The organism is Pseudomonas sp. P106(2024) (assembly GCF_057480815.1).
In genome coordinates, this window is record NZ_JBLIYU010000009.1 from 25944 (window position 1) to 40694 (window position 14751).

A 14751-nucleotide genomic window follows, 5' to 3' on the forward strand; every position below is an offset into this window, starting at 1 on the left:
CCTCTACAGCGGCCTTGGTGGCCGGAAACCGTTGGAAATGGTGCTTGGGGCTAATGTGGGGGCAGGCCTGGCAAATTACAAGCGCCCAGGCCATGAAATGCAAAAAGGGGCCAAAAAGGCCCCTTCGTGCGTGCTGCCCCTTGCCCGATCAGGCGTCGGGGGCGGCCTTGGCCTGCGGCTCGCTGTTCTCGTAGATGAGCAGCGGCTGCGACGAGCCTTCGATGACGCTTTCGTCGATCACCACCTTGCTGACATCCTTCTGCGAAGGGATCTCGTACATGGTGTCGAGCAGCACGCCTTCGAGGATCGAACGCAGGCCACGGGCGCCGGTTTTGCGCTCCAGTGCCTTGCGCGCGACGGCCTTGAGTGCATCGCTGCGGAACTCGAGGTCGACGTCTTCCATCTCGAACAACTTGGCGTACTGTTTGGTCAGCGCGTTCTTCGGCTCGGTGAGGATCTGCATCAGCGCAGCCTCGTCCAGCTCGTCCAGGGTCGCGAGCACCGGCAAGCGGCCGACGAACTCCGGAATCAGGCCGAACTTGACCAGATCGTCCGGCTCGACCTCACGCAGCGACTCACCGACCTTCTTGCCCTCTTCCTTGCTGCGTACTTCGGCACTGAAGCCGATGCCGCCTTTGGTCGAGCGGTTCTGGATGACCTTTTCCAGGCCCGAGAAGGCGCCTCCGCAGATGAACAGGATATTGCGGGTATCGACCTGCAGGAACTCCTGTTGCGGGTGCTTGCGGCCCCCTTGCGGCGGCACGGAGGCCACGGTGCCTTCGATCAGCTTCAGCAGCGCCTGCTGCACGCCCTCGCCCGAAACGTCACGGGTGATGGACGGGTTGTCCGACTTGCGCGAGATCTTGTCGATCTCGTCGATGTAGACAATGCCCATCTGGGCCTTTTCCACATCGTAGTCGCACTTCTGCAGCAACTTCTGAATGATGTTCTCGACGTCCTCACCGACATAACCAGCTTCAGTCAGGGTGGTGGCGTCGGCAATGGTGAACGGCACGTTCAACAGGCGCGCGAGCGTCTCGGCGAGCAGCGTCTTGCCCGAGCCGGTCGGCCCGATCAGCAGAATGTTGCTTTTGCCCAGTTCGACTTCGTCGCCTTTCTTGTCACGCTGGTTCAGGCGCTTGTAGTGGTTGTACACCGCTACTGCCAGGACCTTTTTCGCGCGCTCCTGACCAATCACGTACTGGTCCAGGATGCCGCTGATTTCTTTCGGCGAGGGTAACTTGTGCGCGTTGCTCTCGGCCTGGGCTTCCTGCACCTCCTCACGGATGATGTCATTGCACAGGTCGACGCACTCGTCGCAGATAAATACCGAGGGGCCGGCAATCAATTTACGCACTTCATGCTGGCTTTTGCCGCAGAAGGAGCAGTAGAGCAATTTGCCGTTGTCCTCGCCGTTACGGGTGTCAGTCATTCGATCGATCCAATCCGGTAGGCTTGAAACACAAGATGAAGGCAATCGCTGGCTTTTTCAAGTCCGCGCTCGGGCGCAATCCGCGCCCGAACGCTCTGGCGTATTGCTTCAGGATGCCAGTTGCCGCTTGTCGTAGACCGAGTCGATCAGGCCGTACTCGGCCGCGCGCGCGGCGCTCATGAAGTTATCGCGCTCGGTGTCGCGCTTGATGGTCTCGAGGTCCTGACCGGTGTGATGGGCCAGCAACTCGTTCAGGCGCGCCTTGATGTTGAGGATTTCCTGGGCGTGGATCTCGATGTCGGTCGCCTGGCCCTGGAAGCCGCCCAACGGCTGGTGAATCATTACGCGCGAGTTGGGCAGGCAGTGGCGCTTGCCGGCGGCACCGGCCGCGAGCAGGAAAGCACCCATGCTGCAGGCCTGGCCGATGCAGATGGTCGAGACATCCGGCTTGATGAACTGCATGGTGTCGTAGATCGACATGCCGGCAGTTACCGAGCCGCCCGGGGAGTTGATATAGAGATGGATATCCTTGTCCGGGTTTTCCGCCTCAAGGAACAGCAGCTGCGCCACCACCAGGTTGGCCATGTAGTCTTCTACGGGGCCAACCAGGAAGATCACGCGCTCCTTCAGGAGGCGCGAATAGATGTCGTAGGCGCGTTCGCCACGGGCGGACTGCTCGATAACCATCGGGACCAGGCCGCCTGCGGCCTGGATGTCAGAGCTCTGCTGAATATAAGAATTGCGGGACATGTCCTGCACTCACTCCCAAATAGTCATGGCTTGAATACGCACAAGCCAGCGCGAAGGCTGGCTTGTGGGGGTTTCCTACGAGAGTAGCCTGTTACTCAGCGTCGGCAGCAGCCTGTGCTGGCTTGACGGCTTCTTCGTACGAGACCGATTTGTCAGTCACAGTCGCTTTCTGCAGGACAGTATCTACAACTTGCTCTTCCAGCACAACCGAACGGACTTCGTTCAGTTGCTGGTCGTTCTTGTAGTACCAGGCGATGACCTGCTCAGGCTCCTGGTAGGCCGAGGCCATCTCTTCGATGACTTCGCGAACCTTGGCTTCGTCCGGCTTCAGGTCGAACTGCTTGACCACTTCGGCGACGATCAGGCCCAGCACGACACGGCGCTTGGCTTGCTCTTCGAACAGTTCGGCTGGCAGTTGGTCAGGCTTGATGTTGCCACCGAACTGCTGGACGGCCTGCACGCGCAGACGATTGACTTCGTTTTCCAGCAGGGCCTTAGGCACGTCGACCGGGTTGGCGGCCAGCAGGCCGTCCATGACCTGGTTCTTGACCTTGGCCTTGATGGCCTGGCGCAGTTCACGCTCCATGTTCTTGCGAACTTCGGCGCGGAAACCTTCCAGGGTCGATTCCTTGATACCGAACTGGGCGAAGAAGGCTTCGTTCAGCTCAGGCAGCACAGGGGCGGAAACGCTGTTGACAGTGATGGTGAACTCGGCGGCCTTGCCGGCCAGGTCCAGGTTCTGGTAGTCCTCTGGGAAGGTCACGCTGACCACGCGCTCTTCACCGGCCTTGGCGCCAACCAGGCCTTCTTCGAAGCCCGGGATCATGCGGCCGGAACCCAGCACCAGCTGGGTGCCCTTGGCCGAACCGCCGGCGAAGGCTTCGCCGTCGATCTTGCCAACGAAATCGATGTTGACCTGGTCATCGTTGGCAGCAGCGCGCTCGACGGCCTCGAAACGGGTGTTCTGCTTGCGCAGGACTTCCAGCATGTTGTCCAGGTCGGCGTCAGCCACTTCGGCGCTCAGGCGCTCGACGGCGATCGACTCGAAACCGGCAACGGTGAATTCAGGGAAGACTTCGAAGATGGCGACGAACTCGAGGTCCTTGCCTTTCTCGAACGATTTCGGCTCTACGGCAGGGGCGCCAGCCGGGTTCAGCTTCTGCTCGACAATGGCTTCGTAGAAGGAAGCCTGGACCAGGTCACCGAAAGCCTCTTGACGGGCATCGGCTTCGAAACGCTGGCGGATCACGCTCATCGGCACCTTGCCCGGACGGAAGCCGGCAACCTTGGCGCGCTTGGCAGTCTGCTGCAGACGCTTGTTGACTTCGTTCTCGACGCGCTCGGCCGGAACGGCGATGGTCATGCGGCGCTCAAGAGCGGAAGTGTTTTCAACAGAAACTTGCATGGATATTCCTCGTTGCACAGACGTTAGCCGGCGATAGCCCGACTCCAGAATCAAGGGCAAACATTCTAGTGACTCATCAAGCAGAAGTCACCCCACCCGGATTGTCGGCGAGCCGCGCCGGTCGATTTCCTTGAAAGGCCCGCCCGCCTTGGCGTCGAGCCTGTTTCATTCACGGCCGCGCAGGCCCTTGTGGCCCGCGCGGTTGTAAAACCTTGTCAAACAAACAACAGCCAGAAAGATCGTCCGGCTTACTGCGGATCGAGGTCGTTGAACTGGCAGTATTCTTCCCAGGCCATGCCCAGCGCCTCGGCCACCTCGCGATGAGTCTCCAGGCGCATGGCCTGCAGTTGTTCCGGCGACTCGGCGATCAGTTGCAAGGCATACTCCCAGGGCTCGACGCCCTGCTCCTGCGCCGCATCCTCGAACGCCCACTCGATCTGCTGGGCCTGCTCGCGGGCATCCAGCTCGCGGATCTCCTCGAGCAGTTGCGGATTGGCCTCGGCGAAACGTTGCAGCGCCAGGGCCTGGCGCGCTTCTTTTGCAATCATCTGCGCTATTCCTCTGCCGGCATCTCGGCCAGCCCTTCAACCGGCTGAAATCTATCAGCTTTTATTGCTCCGCCACCAGTAGCCACGAGGCCCGTACGGCAGAAACGAAAAAGGCGCCCGATCATCCGATGCGGGCGCCTTCTTCAAATATGGGGTGGACGATGGGAATCGAACCCACGACAACCGGAATCACAATCCGGCGCTCTACCAACTGAGCTACGCCCACCATAATGCAGTGTTGCGGTACAGCCTTACAGAAACATGGTGCGGACGAAGAGACTCGAACTCTTACAGCTTGCGCCGCTGGAACCTAAATCCAGTGTGTCTACCAATTTCACCACGTCCGCATGAAACTCAAAAACAAAGGCGCCGGATCATTCAATCGAGGCGCCCCTGCAGAATCTGGGGTGGACGATGGGAATCGAACCCACGACAACCGGAATCACAATCCGGCGCTCTACCAACTGAGCTACGCCCACCATATTGCGGTACTGCTTACTTGCCCAGGCCTTAATGGCGCACCCGGCAGGACTCGAACCTGCGACCATCCGCTTAGAAGGCGGATGCTCTATCCAGCTGAGCTACGGGCGCTTAAGCTTACAGTCCAGCCGAACAAACGAACCGCTTATTCTGCCCGACTTTGCCAACCCGTGCCAGGCAGTGCCCGACAAGTGCGGCGAATCTTATAGGCGACCCTGCAGGTCGTCAACACCTTTCGCAAAAAAATTTAAATTATTGAAGGGGTTAGGGGATTTGCCCGACCACTCGCCTTTGCCCTTGGGCCGTGTCGTGCGAGAATGCGCGCTTCTTATATATGTTCCCTTCTCGATGGTTAATCACGCGTCTATGACTGCACACCTAATCGATGGCAAGGCGATCGCCGCCAACCTGCGCCAGCAGATCGCCCAACGTGTCGCCGAGCGCCGCCAGCAGGGCCTGCGCACGCCTGGCCTGGCGGTGATCCTGGTCGGTACCGACCCGGCCTCCCAAGTCTATGTCTCGCACAAGCGCAAGGACTGTGAAGAGGTCGGTTTCATCTCCCAGGCATTCGACCTGCCCAGCGAGACCACGCAGCAAGCCCTGACCGACCTGATCGATCGCCTCAACGATGACCCGGCCGTCGACGGTATCCTGCTGCAGCTGCCGCTGCCCGAGCACCTGGACGCCTCCCTGCTGCTCGAGCGCATCCGCCCGGACAAGGACGTGGACGGTTTCCACCCCTACAACATCGGCCGTCTGGCCCAGCGCATCCCGCTGCTGCGCCCGTGCACGCCGAAGGGCATCATGACCTTGCTGGAGAGCACCGGCCAGGACCTGTACGGCATGAACGCGGTGATCGTCGGCGCATCCAACATCGTCGGCCGGCCAATGGCCATGGAGCTGCTGCTGGCCGGCTGCACCGTCACCGTCTGCCACCGCTTCACCAAGGACCTGGCCGGCCACGTCGGCCGCGCCGACCTGGTGGTGGTCGCCGCCGGCAAGCCGGGCCTGGTCAAGGGTGAATGGGTCAAGGAAGGCGCCATCGTCATCGACGTCGGCATCAACCGCCAGGACGACGGCAAGCTGGTCGGCGACGTGGTCTACGAGACCGCCCTGCCCCGCGCCGGCTGGATCACCCCGGTGCCGGGCGGCGTAGGCCCGATGACCCGCGCCTGCCTGCTGGAGAACACCCTGTATGCGGCTGAAGAGTTGCACAAGTAGGTTGTTCCGGCAATGACGCAACGGCGCCTCTCGAGGCGCCGTTTTCGTTTGAATGCCCGTCTCCACGGAGCCGCAGCCGATTCGGCTGGCAACCCATCCATTTCAGCTGGACCGGCTGCCCACCTCTCACGCTTCAGCCGGGATTGCCTCGCGATCCCCCTGACAATGGTCACACAGCCCACCCGTGGATGCGTGCCCAATGCAAACAACAAATACCGTCCTCATGATTCGCCCGGCGCGGTTCGCCTTCAACCCCGACACCGCCGCCAACAACCGCTTCCAGCAGGCGCCGTCGGACCCTCAGGCCGCCAGCGAAAAGGCCCTGGAAGAATTCGACGGCTACGTCGACACCCTGCGCCAGCATGGCGTCGATGTGCTGGTGGTGCAGGACACCCCTGAACCTCACACCCCCGACTCGATCTTCCCCAACAACTGGTGGAGCAGCCACGCCGACGGTAGCCTGGTGCTGTACCCGATGGAGGGCGAGAACCGCCGCCTGGAGCGCAGCAAGGGCGTGCTGGGCGTGCTGCGGGAGCGCTTCGCCATCCAGCGCACCATCGACCTGAGCCCGCTGGAACAGCAGAATCTGTTCCTCGAGGGTACCGGCAGCATGGTCCTGGACCGCGAACACCGCATCAGCTACGCCTGTCACTCCGGGCGCACCCACGAACACGCCCTGCGCCAGTTCGCCGAGCGCCTGGACTATCGCCTGTGCCTGTTCCACGCCGTGGACCGCCACCAGGCGCCGATCTACCACAGCAACGTAATGATGAACGTCGGCCGCCAGCTCGCCGTGGCCTGCCTCGACGCCCTGCCCCACCACGATGAACGCCGTGCCCTGGAGCATTCGCTGCGCGATACCGGCAAGCAGGTGCTGGCGCTGAACTTCGACCAGCTGGAGAACTTCGCCGGCAACATGCTCGAAGTCCACGACCGTGACGGCCGCTCCCTGCTGGTGATGTCTCGCAGCGCCTGGAATGCGCTCGACGCCGCCCAGCGCCGCCAAGTCGAGCGGCACAGCCATCCACTGGTGGTGAACATCGACCATATCGAACGCATCGGCGGCGGCAGCGCGCGCTGCATGCTCGCCGAAGTCCACCTGCCCTCGCGCCACTGACTCGACAAGGAGAATCATCATGACCCGCTACATCGACGTGCACGACCTCGCCCACCTGGTCAACCGCAAGGGATTGCCCACCTGCCTGGCCGAGATGGCCGAATACATCCGCCAGGACTACCTGCGATGGCACGACTTCGAGAAATGCCCGCGCCTGGCCAACCACTCGGCGGACGGGGTGATCGAGCTGATGCCGGTATCCGACGCCAACCTGTACGCCTTCAAGTACGTCAACGGCCACCCGAAGAACACCCATGACGGCCTGCTGACGGTCATGGCCTTCGGCGCCCTGGGCGATGTCGACACCGGCGCGCCGGTGCTGCTCAGCGAGATGACCCTGACCACCGCCATCCGCACCGCCGCCACCTCGGCCCTGGCCGCCCGCTACCTGGCGCGTCCGGACAGCAAGCGCATGGCGCTGATCGGCAACGGCTCGCAGAGCGAGTTCCAGGCCATCGCCTTCCATGCCTTGCTCGGCATCGAAGAAATCCGCCTGTTCGACATCGACCACAAGGCCTCGGCGAAACTCGCGGCCAACCTGGCCGGTTTCCCGCAACTGAAACTGATCATCGCCGACAGCGTGGCCGAGGCGGTGCGCGGCGCCGACATCGTCACCACGGTCACCGCCGACAAGGCCTACGCCACCATCCTCACCCCGCAGATGATCGAGCCGGGCATGCACCTCAATGCCGTGGGCGGCGACTGCCCGGGCAAGACCGAGCTGCACCGCGACATCGTCGAGCGGGCGCGGGTGATCGTCGAGTACGAACCGCAGAGCCGGATCGAGGGCGAGATCCAGCAGATGCCAGCGGACTCGCCGACCACCGAGTTCTGGCAGGTAGTCGAGGGGATCGCCGCCGGGCGCGAGAACGCCGCGCAGGTAACGCTGTTCGACTCGGTCGGCTTCGCCCTGGAGGACTACTCGGCGCTGCGCTATGTGCTGGATGTGGCCAGGGCGCTGGACATCGGGCGCGACATCGCGCTGGTGCCGCAGTTGGAGAACCCGAAGGACCTGTTTGCCCTGCTGCAGCCGAAAGTGGCGCAACGCAAAGCCAGCGCCGCCTGACCGGCTATACGCAACCCTGTGGGAGCGGCCTTGCCGAGGCGTCGGACCGGTCGGAAAGGGCTGCGCAGCGGCCCCAGGGTTTGAGCTACGCAGCCGATATTGCCGGGGCCGCTCTGCGGCCCTTTCCGACCGGGCCGACGCCTCGGCAAGGCCGCTCCAGGGCCCGCGTAAACAGCGACCGACAAGCATGGCAGCCTCTCGGCCTGACAGAAACCGCTGTCGCACTTCCATAAAACTTTGTCGCAGCAGCCGATTCGGCTGCAGAAAGAAACTTTACAGCCGAATCCGGCAGCCCATGCGCAGGCAAACGACACAAAAAACCTGTCTATCTCGCGCATTCTGAGCCCGACCCATGAGTCACCGACGGACCTACACGCGCTAATCGCCCTACTACCAATAACAACACCCAGGGACCCAAGACCATGCCCTCCATGCGAAAACGCCTCGGCGTGCTGCTGTTCTCGTTGTGCGCCACCACCCTCACCCAGGCCAAGGAGTGGACCGAGATCCGCTTCGGTGTCTTCCCCGAATACCCACCGTTCGAATCCGTCGCCGCCGATGGCAGCCTGCAAGGCTTCGACATCGACCTGGGCAATGCCATCTGCGCCAAGCTGCAGGTCAAGTGCACCTGGGTGCACAACGAATTCGACGGCATGATCCCCGCCCTGCGCGCGCGCAAGTTCGACGCCATCATGTCGTCCATGGCCGTGACCCCGGCGCGGCTGAAACAGATCGATTTCAGCAACCGCCTGTTCCTCAGCCCCACCTCGGTGATCGTGCGCAAGTCGGCCGACTTCGGCGACAGCGCCGAATCGCTCAAGGGCAAACAGGTCGGCGTGCTCCAGGGCTCGCTGCAGGAGGCCTACGCCCGCGCCGTGCTGGCGCCGCTGGGCGCGCAGGTCAAGGCCTACCAGAGCCAGGACCAAAACTACGCCGACCTGCTCAACGGCCGGCTCGACGCCACCGTCACCGACAAGCTCGAAGCCCAGTTGAACTTCCTCTCCAAGCCCGAGGGCGCCGACTTCAGGAGCGGTCCGGCGATCAAGGACCCGACCTTGCCGCTGGATATTGCCATGGGCCTGCGCAAGACCGACCCCGAGCTCAAGGCCCTGCTCGACAAGGGCATCGCCATGATCCACGCCGACGGCACCTACGCCGAGATCCAGAAGAAATACGTCGGCGACCTGGACATCTACAACGAGTGACCCGGCAGGCCGCCCCTCCCTGTGGGAGTGGGGCGGCCCCGCGATAGCCTCCCCGCGAGACCCCTCTCATGCACGACTTCCTCACAAGCGGCCTGCAAGGCTTCGGCCCGCTGCTGGCCCAAGGCACCTGGATGACCGTCAAGCTGGCCTTGCTGTCACTGGCGTTGAGCCTCGCGCTCGGCCTGATCGGCGCCAGCGCCAAGCTGTCACGGTCCCGGCTGCTGCGCTTGCCGGCCACCCTCTACACCACGCTGATCCGCAGCGTCCCTGACCTGGTGCTGATCCTGCTGATCTTCTACAGCATGCAGATCTGGCTCAACGACCTGACCGAGGCGCTGGGCTGGGACTATGTCGAGATCGATCCGTTCGGCGCCGGGGTCATCACCCTGGGCTTCATCTACGGCGCGTACTTCACCGAGAACTTTCGCGGCGCCATCCTCAGCGTGCCCGCCGGCCAGCTGGAGGCCGCCACGGCCTACGGCCTGAGCCGGGCGCAGCGGTTTCGGCTGGTGCTGTTCCCGCAACTGATGCGCTTCGCCCTGCCGGGGCTGGGCAACAACTGGCTGGTGCTGCTCAAGTCCACCGCGCTGGTGTCGATCATCGGCCTGGCCGACCTGGTCAAGGCCGCGCAGAACGCCGGCAAGAGCACCAACGACGTGTTGTTCTTCCTGTGCCTGGCGGGCCTGGTGTACCTGGTCATCACCACCTTGTCCAACCGCCTGCTCAAGCACCTGGAGCGGCGCTACAACATCGGCATCAAGGAGCTGGCGCGATGATCGAACTCCTTCAGGAATACGGCCTTGCTTACCTGTACCACGATGGCAGCGGCCTGTCGGGCCTGGCCATGACCCTCTGGCTGTTCCTGGCCAGCATGGTGCTGGGCTTCGCCCTGTCGCTGCCGCTGGCCCTGGCACGCACCTCACGCCACGCCTACCTGCGCCTGCCGGTGCAGCTGTACACCTTCGTGTTCCGCGGCACGCCGCTCTATATCCAGCTGCTGATCTGCTATACCGGGCTCTACGGCCTGCAAGTGGTGCGCGAGCATGCCCTGCTCGACCAGTTTTTCCGCAATGCGCTCAACTGCACCCTGCTGGCGTTCGTGCTCAACACCTGCGCCTACACCGTGGAGATCTTCGCCGGGGCCATCCGCAACCTGCCCGCCGGCGAATTGGAAGCGGCCCAGGCCTACGGTCTGCGCGGCTGGAGGCTCAACCTGTTCCTGGTCCTGCCGGCGGCCCTGCGCCGTTCGCTGCCGGCCTACAGCAACGAGTTGATCCTGATGCTGCACGCCACCTCGCTGGCCTTCACCGCCACCGTCGCCGACATCCTCAAGGTGGCCCGCGACGCCAACGCTGCGACCTTCCTGACCTTCCAGGCCTTCGGCGTCGCCGCCCTGCTGTACATGCTGCTGTCCTTCGCCCTGGTCGGCCTGTTCCGCGTGGCCGAACGTCGCTGGATGCGCTTCCTTGACCCTGCACGAGGCTGAACCCATGACCGCTACCGCACTGCCACTCACCACCTTCGAACAGGCCCCCAAGGCACGTGCCCATGCCGGCACCCTCAAGCTCAGCGTCGACGGCCTGCACAAGCACTACGGCGAGCACCAGGTGCTCAAGGGCGTCTCGCTGCAGGCGCGCAAGGGCGACGTGATCAGCCTGATCGGCGCCAGCGGCTCGGGCAAGAGCACCTTCCTGCGCTGCATCAATTTCCTCGAAAAGCCCAACGCCGGCAGCATCACCCTCGACGGCCAGACCCTCGACCTGAGCAAGGGCACTCCGCCAGCGGCCCAGTTGCAGAACCTGCGCACGCGCCTGGCCATGGTGTTCCAGCATTTCAACCTGTGGAGCCACCTGACGGTGCTGGAGAACATCTGCCTGGCGCCGCGCAAGGTGCTGGGCATCAGCGCCGGCGAAGCCGAGGCGCGGGCGCGCAAGTACCTGGACAAGGTCGGCCTGCCGGCCCGCGCCGCCGACCAGTACCCGGCGTTTCTCTCCGGCGGCCAGCAACAGCGCGTGGCCATCGCCCGGGCGCTGGCCATGGAGCCGGAGATCATCCTGTTCGACGAGCCCACCTCGGCGCTGGACCCCGAGCTGGTCGGCGAAGTGCTAAAGGTGATACAGACGCTCGCCGAGGAAGGACGTACCATGCTCATGGTCACCCATGAAATGGGGTTCGCCCGCCAGGTATCGAGCCAGGTGCTGTTCCTGCACCAGGGCCTGGTCGAGGAAAGCGGCAGCGCCGAGATCCTCGACCGGCCACAGAGCGAGCGCCTGCGGCAGTTCCTCTCCAATCGTCTGAAGTGAAGTCACGCCGCCTATGGATAACAAGGCCATCACCCCCGCAGCTACACCGCTGGATCGCATCGACGAAGCGATCATCGACGTGCTGCGACACCAAGGAAGGATCACCTACGAGAAGCTCTCCACCCTCGTTCACCTGACCCCCAGGCCCTGCCTGGAACGGGTGCGCAAGCTGGAGCGGCGCGGGGTGATCCGCGGTTACGGGGCAATCATCGACCTGCAGCAGGTCTCCCCCGGGTTGTCGTTGCTGGTGCTGGTGGCCTTGTCCAACCAGAGCGGGCGCTCGGCGCAACGTGCCTTCGAAGCCACCGTGCGCGCCTGCCCGCAGGTCTACGAGTGCCAGCTGATCAGCGGGCACTTCGACTACAGCCTGCGTATGCGCTGCCGCGACATGGAGCACTACCGGGTGCTGACCGAGACCTGGATGAACAACGACGAGCTGCATATCGACAAGCTGGTGGCGCATCCGGAGCTGGCGGCGGTGAAGAGCACGGCGCCGCAGGCTTGAGCCAAGGTAGCGCTTGTGGCGCAAGATAGTGGCTTAGTAATATTACTGGATCCAATGACCACGCCTCGCGGGTAAAACCGCGGGGCGTTTCCACATTTCCAGGGATGTACAGCCGTGGCCAGCAGCCAATCCAACGATTCGCGTATTCGTTTTCCCATCGAGCAGAAGGAACAGGCGGCACAGCGCGACCACAGTACGTTGCTGGCGCGGGATGTGTATGCCAAGCTTTCCGGGCTGCTTGCAGAGAACCTCTATGCGCTTCCCGACGAAGACAATCTCGATCAGCATCGCGCCCACAGGGCTATTTTGATCGACGGCAAGCGCGGCACGGGCAAGAGTTCGGTGTTGGTCAACCTCAGCAGTTTTTTGGCCAGCCATGGGCAAAAAAAGCTTGTGGACGAAATACATGTGCTACAGCCCGTCGACCCAACACTACTGGAAGAAAGCGATGATTTGTTTCTCAACGTCATCGTGGCTGCGATCATCCGCGACAAAGCAGTGGCCAACGCGCTGAGCACCGCTTCTCCCAAGGCAGAAGAATTTCATCATCAACTTCAGATTCTGGGTAAAACCCTTGAAGCCCTACAGTCTCAACGCGAAAAATACGGGCTGGACAAGTTACGTGCCTTCATGGGTAGCCATGATATCAACCAGCAGGTTCACGAACTGTTCAAAAGAGCACTGGGGCTGGTCAATAAAAAACTACTCGTATTGCCGATTGATGACGTCGACACCTCACTGAACAAGGCTTTCGAAAACCTGGAAGTCGTCCGACGCTACCTGACCTCCCCCTACGTCCAACCTATCATCTCCGGCGACCTAGAACTCTACCTCGACGTGACGTGGCGCGACTTCCATAAAAAGCTTACCAACGGCGTACACACCCCAGACGCTCGCGGCACGGCTGAGGACCTAGCAAAAGAATACCAGCGTAAAATCATGCCACTTCCTCTACGCCTGAAAATGCCGACAGCCTCGCAATATTTGTCGGACAGCAAAATTTTCCTTTGCAAGGATGACGAAGACTACATTCCCCTGCCGACGTTCTGGCGATGGATAGATGCTCTGCTTAACGAGAGAACCAATAGCCAGCCAAACAAACGGCTGTCAATATCGATTAGTACCGTTCGTGAGCTTGCGCAATTGGTATTTGCCTTCAGAAGCATCATTCCCCGCCTGCACACGCTGCTCGAAACCGCAGAAGTACCGCTTGAAGCTGAGTGGGCTCCTCACCGATTCCTTTTCATGCCCAGTGCAGCAGTCCCAGCCCTTGAACATTTTTCTCGCGACTTCAAGCGCGCTCAACGACAGAGTGAAAAGCATCAGCGAGAAGCAGGCCGCCTTCACGCATACACTAATTTTTTTGCAGCTACCGATGTGCAGCGAAGCGCTCCAAACCCTGAACAGGAAGCGCTGATCTCTGCATCAAAAACAATACTGCTTGCACACCTTCGCCATGAGAACCCCCATACACCGGCCTGCTTGGTTCTCGAAGCAGACCTGCACTTGAATGCCTTGAGAAAATATAACGCAGACACTCGAGCATCGTCGCTGTTCAAGCCTCGGCTCTTCCATCCAATGCAATTGCCCACCACTACCATCGAGCAATTCCCTGAGACCCTTCGCAGGCAGCATCTGTCCGAATGGTACAACATATCGCCTACTTACCTCCTCGACGGCGTTTCGTCCGACGAATACTACCCCTATGCACTTCCAGAGGCTGGACAAGCGACAACCTCTTACAAACGTGTGGCGCTATCACCTTCTGGGCAATTCATCAAGGATCTGCTGCTGCATCGTAGCTTCTATACAGAAAGCAAAAGTGCGCAAATGATATTCACCGGCAGGCTCTTCGAACTCGTTGTCACCAGCCTGGTCACAGATATTGAGCCTCACGACATACATGACCTAATTATCAGGCCGCCGTTCTATTCGGTCCCAAGCCTGCTGGAAGCAGACGACGATACCGAAGAACTTTCCACCGATGTTCACCAGGACAGCGGCTATGACGACACCCTGATACAGTTTACCAATAACATTAAGCGTTGGCGCCAGCGACATGCACTTGAACATCGCCCGCTTTCCAGTTGGTTTATTTTCAACTGCATGAACAGCGTGTACTCAAGCGCATGGGATTTCAACCCACCGGTGAAAAACGGTCAAAGCCCAACACGCGCCACGCCAGCTGCGCTCTTCCTTACAGCACGACGAATTTACCGCGGCCTATGGAATGCGTTCGCTTGCTTCGAAAAAGGCGACACCTTTGGGCTCCCGCCCGTTACGACGAGCTTTAAAGTCAGTGACCGTGATAACTTCGAACAAAGCTTAAGCTACAAACAAAACATTCAAGCATTCATGCGCAAGCAGGGGGACCGCGCATTTGGTGAAGAAGTACAAGCCTATACCTACTGCCTCGCCGACCACCCCCTCCTCGCCCTGATTGAAGACCTTATCACTACCCTCGACCGGCCACAGGAATCTGACGAAAAGGCCATGGATGACGAGTCGATATACAGCAGCCGGCTGGTCACTAACCACATCAAAAAATATTACAACATTACGGGTCAGATCGAAGAAAGCTTTAACGAAATAAAACCTGCACCCGATGATCTAACCAAAATATTCCGGTTGTGTCTGGACGACGGAATATCGCGTCGCACCATCCATAACAACCGTTACTTTGAACTGCTGCGTAGCATGATCCGGAAGGCGGATTAAC

Annotated in this window: 13 protein-coding genes and 4 tRNA genes; 9 read left to right on the plus strand and 8 right to left on the minus strand. The window is 61.2% G+C overall.

Annotation, left to right across the window (positions count from 1 at the left end):
- Positions 1-148: 148 nt before the first annotated feature.
- The 8 genes from clpX to AC25M7_RS15870 form a co-directional block, all read right to left on the minus strand.
- Positions 149-1432, minus strand: a complete 1284-nt coding sequence (gene clpX / locus AC25M7_RS15835; protein ID WP_028692635.1) for an ATP-dependent Clp protease ATP-binding subunit ClpX — start codon at positions 1430-1432, stop codon at positions 149-151.
- 108 nt (positions 1433-1540) lie between these two features.
- Positions 1541-2182 carry an ATP-dependent Clp endopeptidase proteolytic subunit ClpP gene (clpP, locus tag AC25M7_RS15840; protein ID WP_043213484.1) on the minus strand — a complete coding sequence of 214 codons (642 nt, stop codon included), beginning with the start codon at positions 2180-2182 and terminating at the stop codon, positions 1541-1543.
- Positions 2183-2273: 91 nt separating this feature from the next.
- The gene (gene tig / locus AC25M7_RS15845; RefSeq protein ID WP_028692637.1) at positions 2274-3587 is read right to left on the minus strand and encodes a trigger factor; all 1314 of its coding nucleotides are present in this window, start codon (positions 3585-3587) and stop codon (positions 2274-2276) included.
- Positions 3588-3835: 248 nt separating this feature from the next.
- Entirely contained in the window at positions 3836-4135 is a 300-nt protein-coding gene (locus tag AC25M7_RS15850; RefSeq protein WP_028692638.1) for a DUF6388 family protein, read from the minus strand.
- Between the two features lie 150 nt (positions 4136-4285).
- Positions 4286-4361, minus strand: a tRNA-His gene (locus AC25M7_RS15855).
- A 36-nt stretch (positions 4362-4397) separates the two neighbouring features.
- Positions 4398-4482: transfer RNA gene (locus AC25M7_RS15860), tRNA-Leu, on the minus strand.
- A 56-nt stretch (positions 4483-4538) separates the two neighbouring features.
- Positions 4539-4614 (minus strand) — tRNA-His (locus AC25M7_RS15865).
- A 35-nt stretch (positions 4615-4649) separates the two neighbouring features.
- Positions 4650-4726: transfer RNA gene (locus tag AC25M7_RS15870), tRNA-Arg, on the minus strand.
- 255 nt (positions 4727-4981) lie between these two features.
- Here AC25M7_RS15870 and folD point away from each other — a divergent pair.
- The 9 genes from folD (at position 4982) to rdrA (ending at position 14750) form a co-directional block, all read left to right on the plus strand.
- On the plus strand, positions 4982-5836 hold the full coding sequence (folD, locus tag AC25M7_RS15875; RefSeq protein ID WP_028692666.1) for a bifunctional methylenetetrahydrofolate dehydrogenase/methenyltetrahydrofolate cyclohydrolase FolD: 855 nt from the start codon (positions 4982-4984) through the stop codon (positions 5834-5836).
- Positions 5837-6035: 199 nt separating this feature from the next.
- A complete protein-coding gene (gene ctlX, locus AC25M7_RS15880) occupies positions 6036-6953 on the plus strand; it encodes a citrulline utilization hydrolase CtlX (RefSeq protein ID WP_028692667.1) in 918 nt (305 codons plus the stop codon).
- A 19-nt stretch (positions 6954-6972) separates the two neighbouring features.
- Entirely contained in the window at positions 6973-8019 is a 1047-nt protein-coding gene (locus tag AC25M7_RS15885) for an ornithine cyclodeaminase (RefSeq protein ID WP_028692668.1), read from the plus strand.
- A 422-nt stretch (positions 8020-8441) separates the two neighbouring features.
- Entirely contained in the window at positions 8442-9224 is a 783-nt protein-coding gene (locus tag AC25M7_RS15890; RefSeq protein WP_028692669.1) for an ABC transporter substrate-binding protein, read from the plus strand.
- 68 nt (positions 9225-9292) lie between these two features.
- Positions 9293-10000, plus strand: coding sequence for an ABC transporter permease (locus AC25M7_RS15895; RefSeq protein WP_028692670.1), 708 nt, complete (start codon positions 9293-9295; stop codon positions 9998-10000).
- Complete coding sequence (locus AC25M7_RS15900) at positions 9997-10710, plus strand: ABC transporter permease (RefSeq protein WP_028692671.1); 714 nt, start codon at positions 9997-9999, stop codon at positions 10708-10710. The genes AC25M7_RS15895 and AC25M7_RS15900 overlap by 4 nt, the downstream gene beginning before the upstream one ends.
- 4 nt (positions 10711-10714) lie before the next feature.
- Positions 10715-11527 (plus strand): ABC transporter ATP-binding protein, encoded by an 813-nt coding sequence (locus AC25M7_RS15905; protein ID WP_230962600.1) that lies wholly within the window; start codon positions 10715-10717, stop codon positions 11525-11527.
- A gap of 13 nt (positions 11528-11540) precedes the next feature.
- Positions 11541-12032: an Lrp/AsnC family transcriptional regulator gene (locus AC25M7_RS15910; RefSeq protein ID WP_028692673.1), complete on the plus strand. Its 492-nt coding sequence runs from the start codon at positions 11541-11543 to the stop codon at positions 12030-12032.
- Positions 12033-12146: 114 nt separating this feature from the next.
- Positions 12147-14750 (plus strand): antiviral RADAR system adenosine triphosphatase RdrA, encoded by a 2604-nt coding sequence (rdrA, locus tag AC25M7_RS15915; protein WP_486971250.1) that lies wholly within the window; start codon positions 12147-12149, stop codon positions 14748-14750.
- The last annotated feature ends 1 nt before the right edge of the window (position 14751 follow it).

Excerpts from the sequence above, each read along its gene's own strand:
- clpX (WP_028692635.1), bottom strand. The coding sequence starts at position 1,432 with ATGACTGACACCCGTAACGGCGAGGACAACGGCAAATTGCTCTACTGC.
- clpP (WP_043213484.1), bottom strand. The coding sequence starts at position 2,182 with ATGTCCCGCAATTCTTATATTCAGCAGAGCTCTGACATCCAGGCCGCA.
- tig (WP_028692637.1), bottom strand. The coding sequence starts at position 3,587 with ATGCAAGTTTCTGTTGAAAACACTTCCGCTCTTGAGCGCCGCATGACC.
- AC25M7_RS15850 (WP_028692638.1), bottom strand. The coding sequence starts at position 4,135 with ATGATTGCAAAAGAAGCGCGCCAGGCCCTGGCGCTGCAACGTTTCGCC.
- folD (WP_028692666.1), top strand. The coding sequence starts at position 4,982 with ATGACTGCACACCTAATCGATGGCAAGGCGATCGCCGCCAACCTGCGC.
- ctlX (WP_028692667.1), top strand. The coding sequence starts at position 6,036 with ATGCAAACAACAAATACCGTCCTCATGATTCGCCCGGCGCGGTTCGCC.
- AC25M7_RS15885 (WP_028692668.1), top strand. The coding sequence starts at position 6,973 with ATGACCCGCTACATCGACGTGCACGACCTCGCCCACCTGGTCAACCGC.
- AC25M7_RS15890 (WP_028692669.1), top strand. The coding sequence starts at position 8,442 with ATGCCCTCCATGCGAAAACGCCTCGGCGTGCTGCTGTTCTCGTTGTGC.
- AC25M7_RS15895 (WP_028692670.1), top strand. The coding sequence starts at position 9,293 with ATGCACGACTTCCTCACAAGCGGCCTGCAAGGCTTCGGCCCGCTGCTG.
- AC25M7_RS15900 (WP_028692671.1), top strand. The coding sequence starts at position 9,997 with ATGATCGAACTCCTTCAGGAATACGGCCTTGCTTACCTGTACCACGAT.
- AC25M7_RS15905 (WP_230962600.1), top strand. The coding sequence starts at position 10,715 with ATGACCGCTACCGCACTGCCACTCACCACCTTCGAACAGGCCCCCAAG.
- AC25M7_RS15910 (WP_028692673.1), top strand. The coding sequence starts at position 11,541 with ATGGATAACAAGGCCATCACCCCCGCAGCTACACCGCTGGATCGCATC.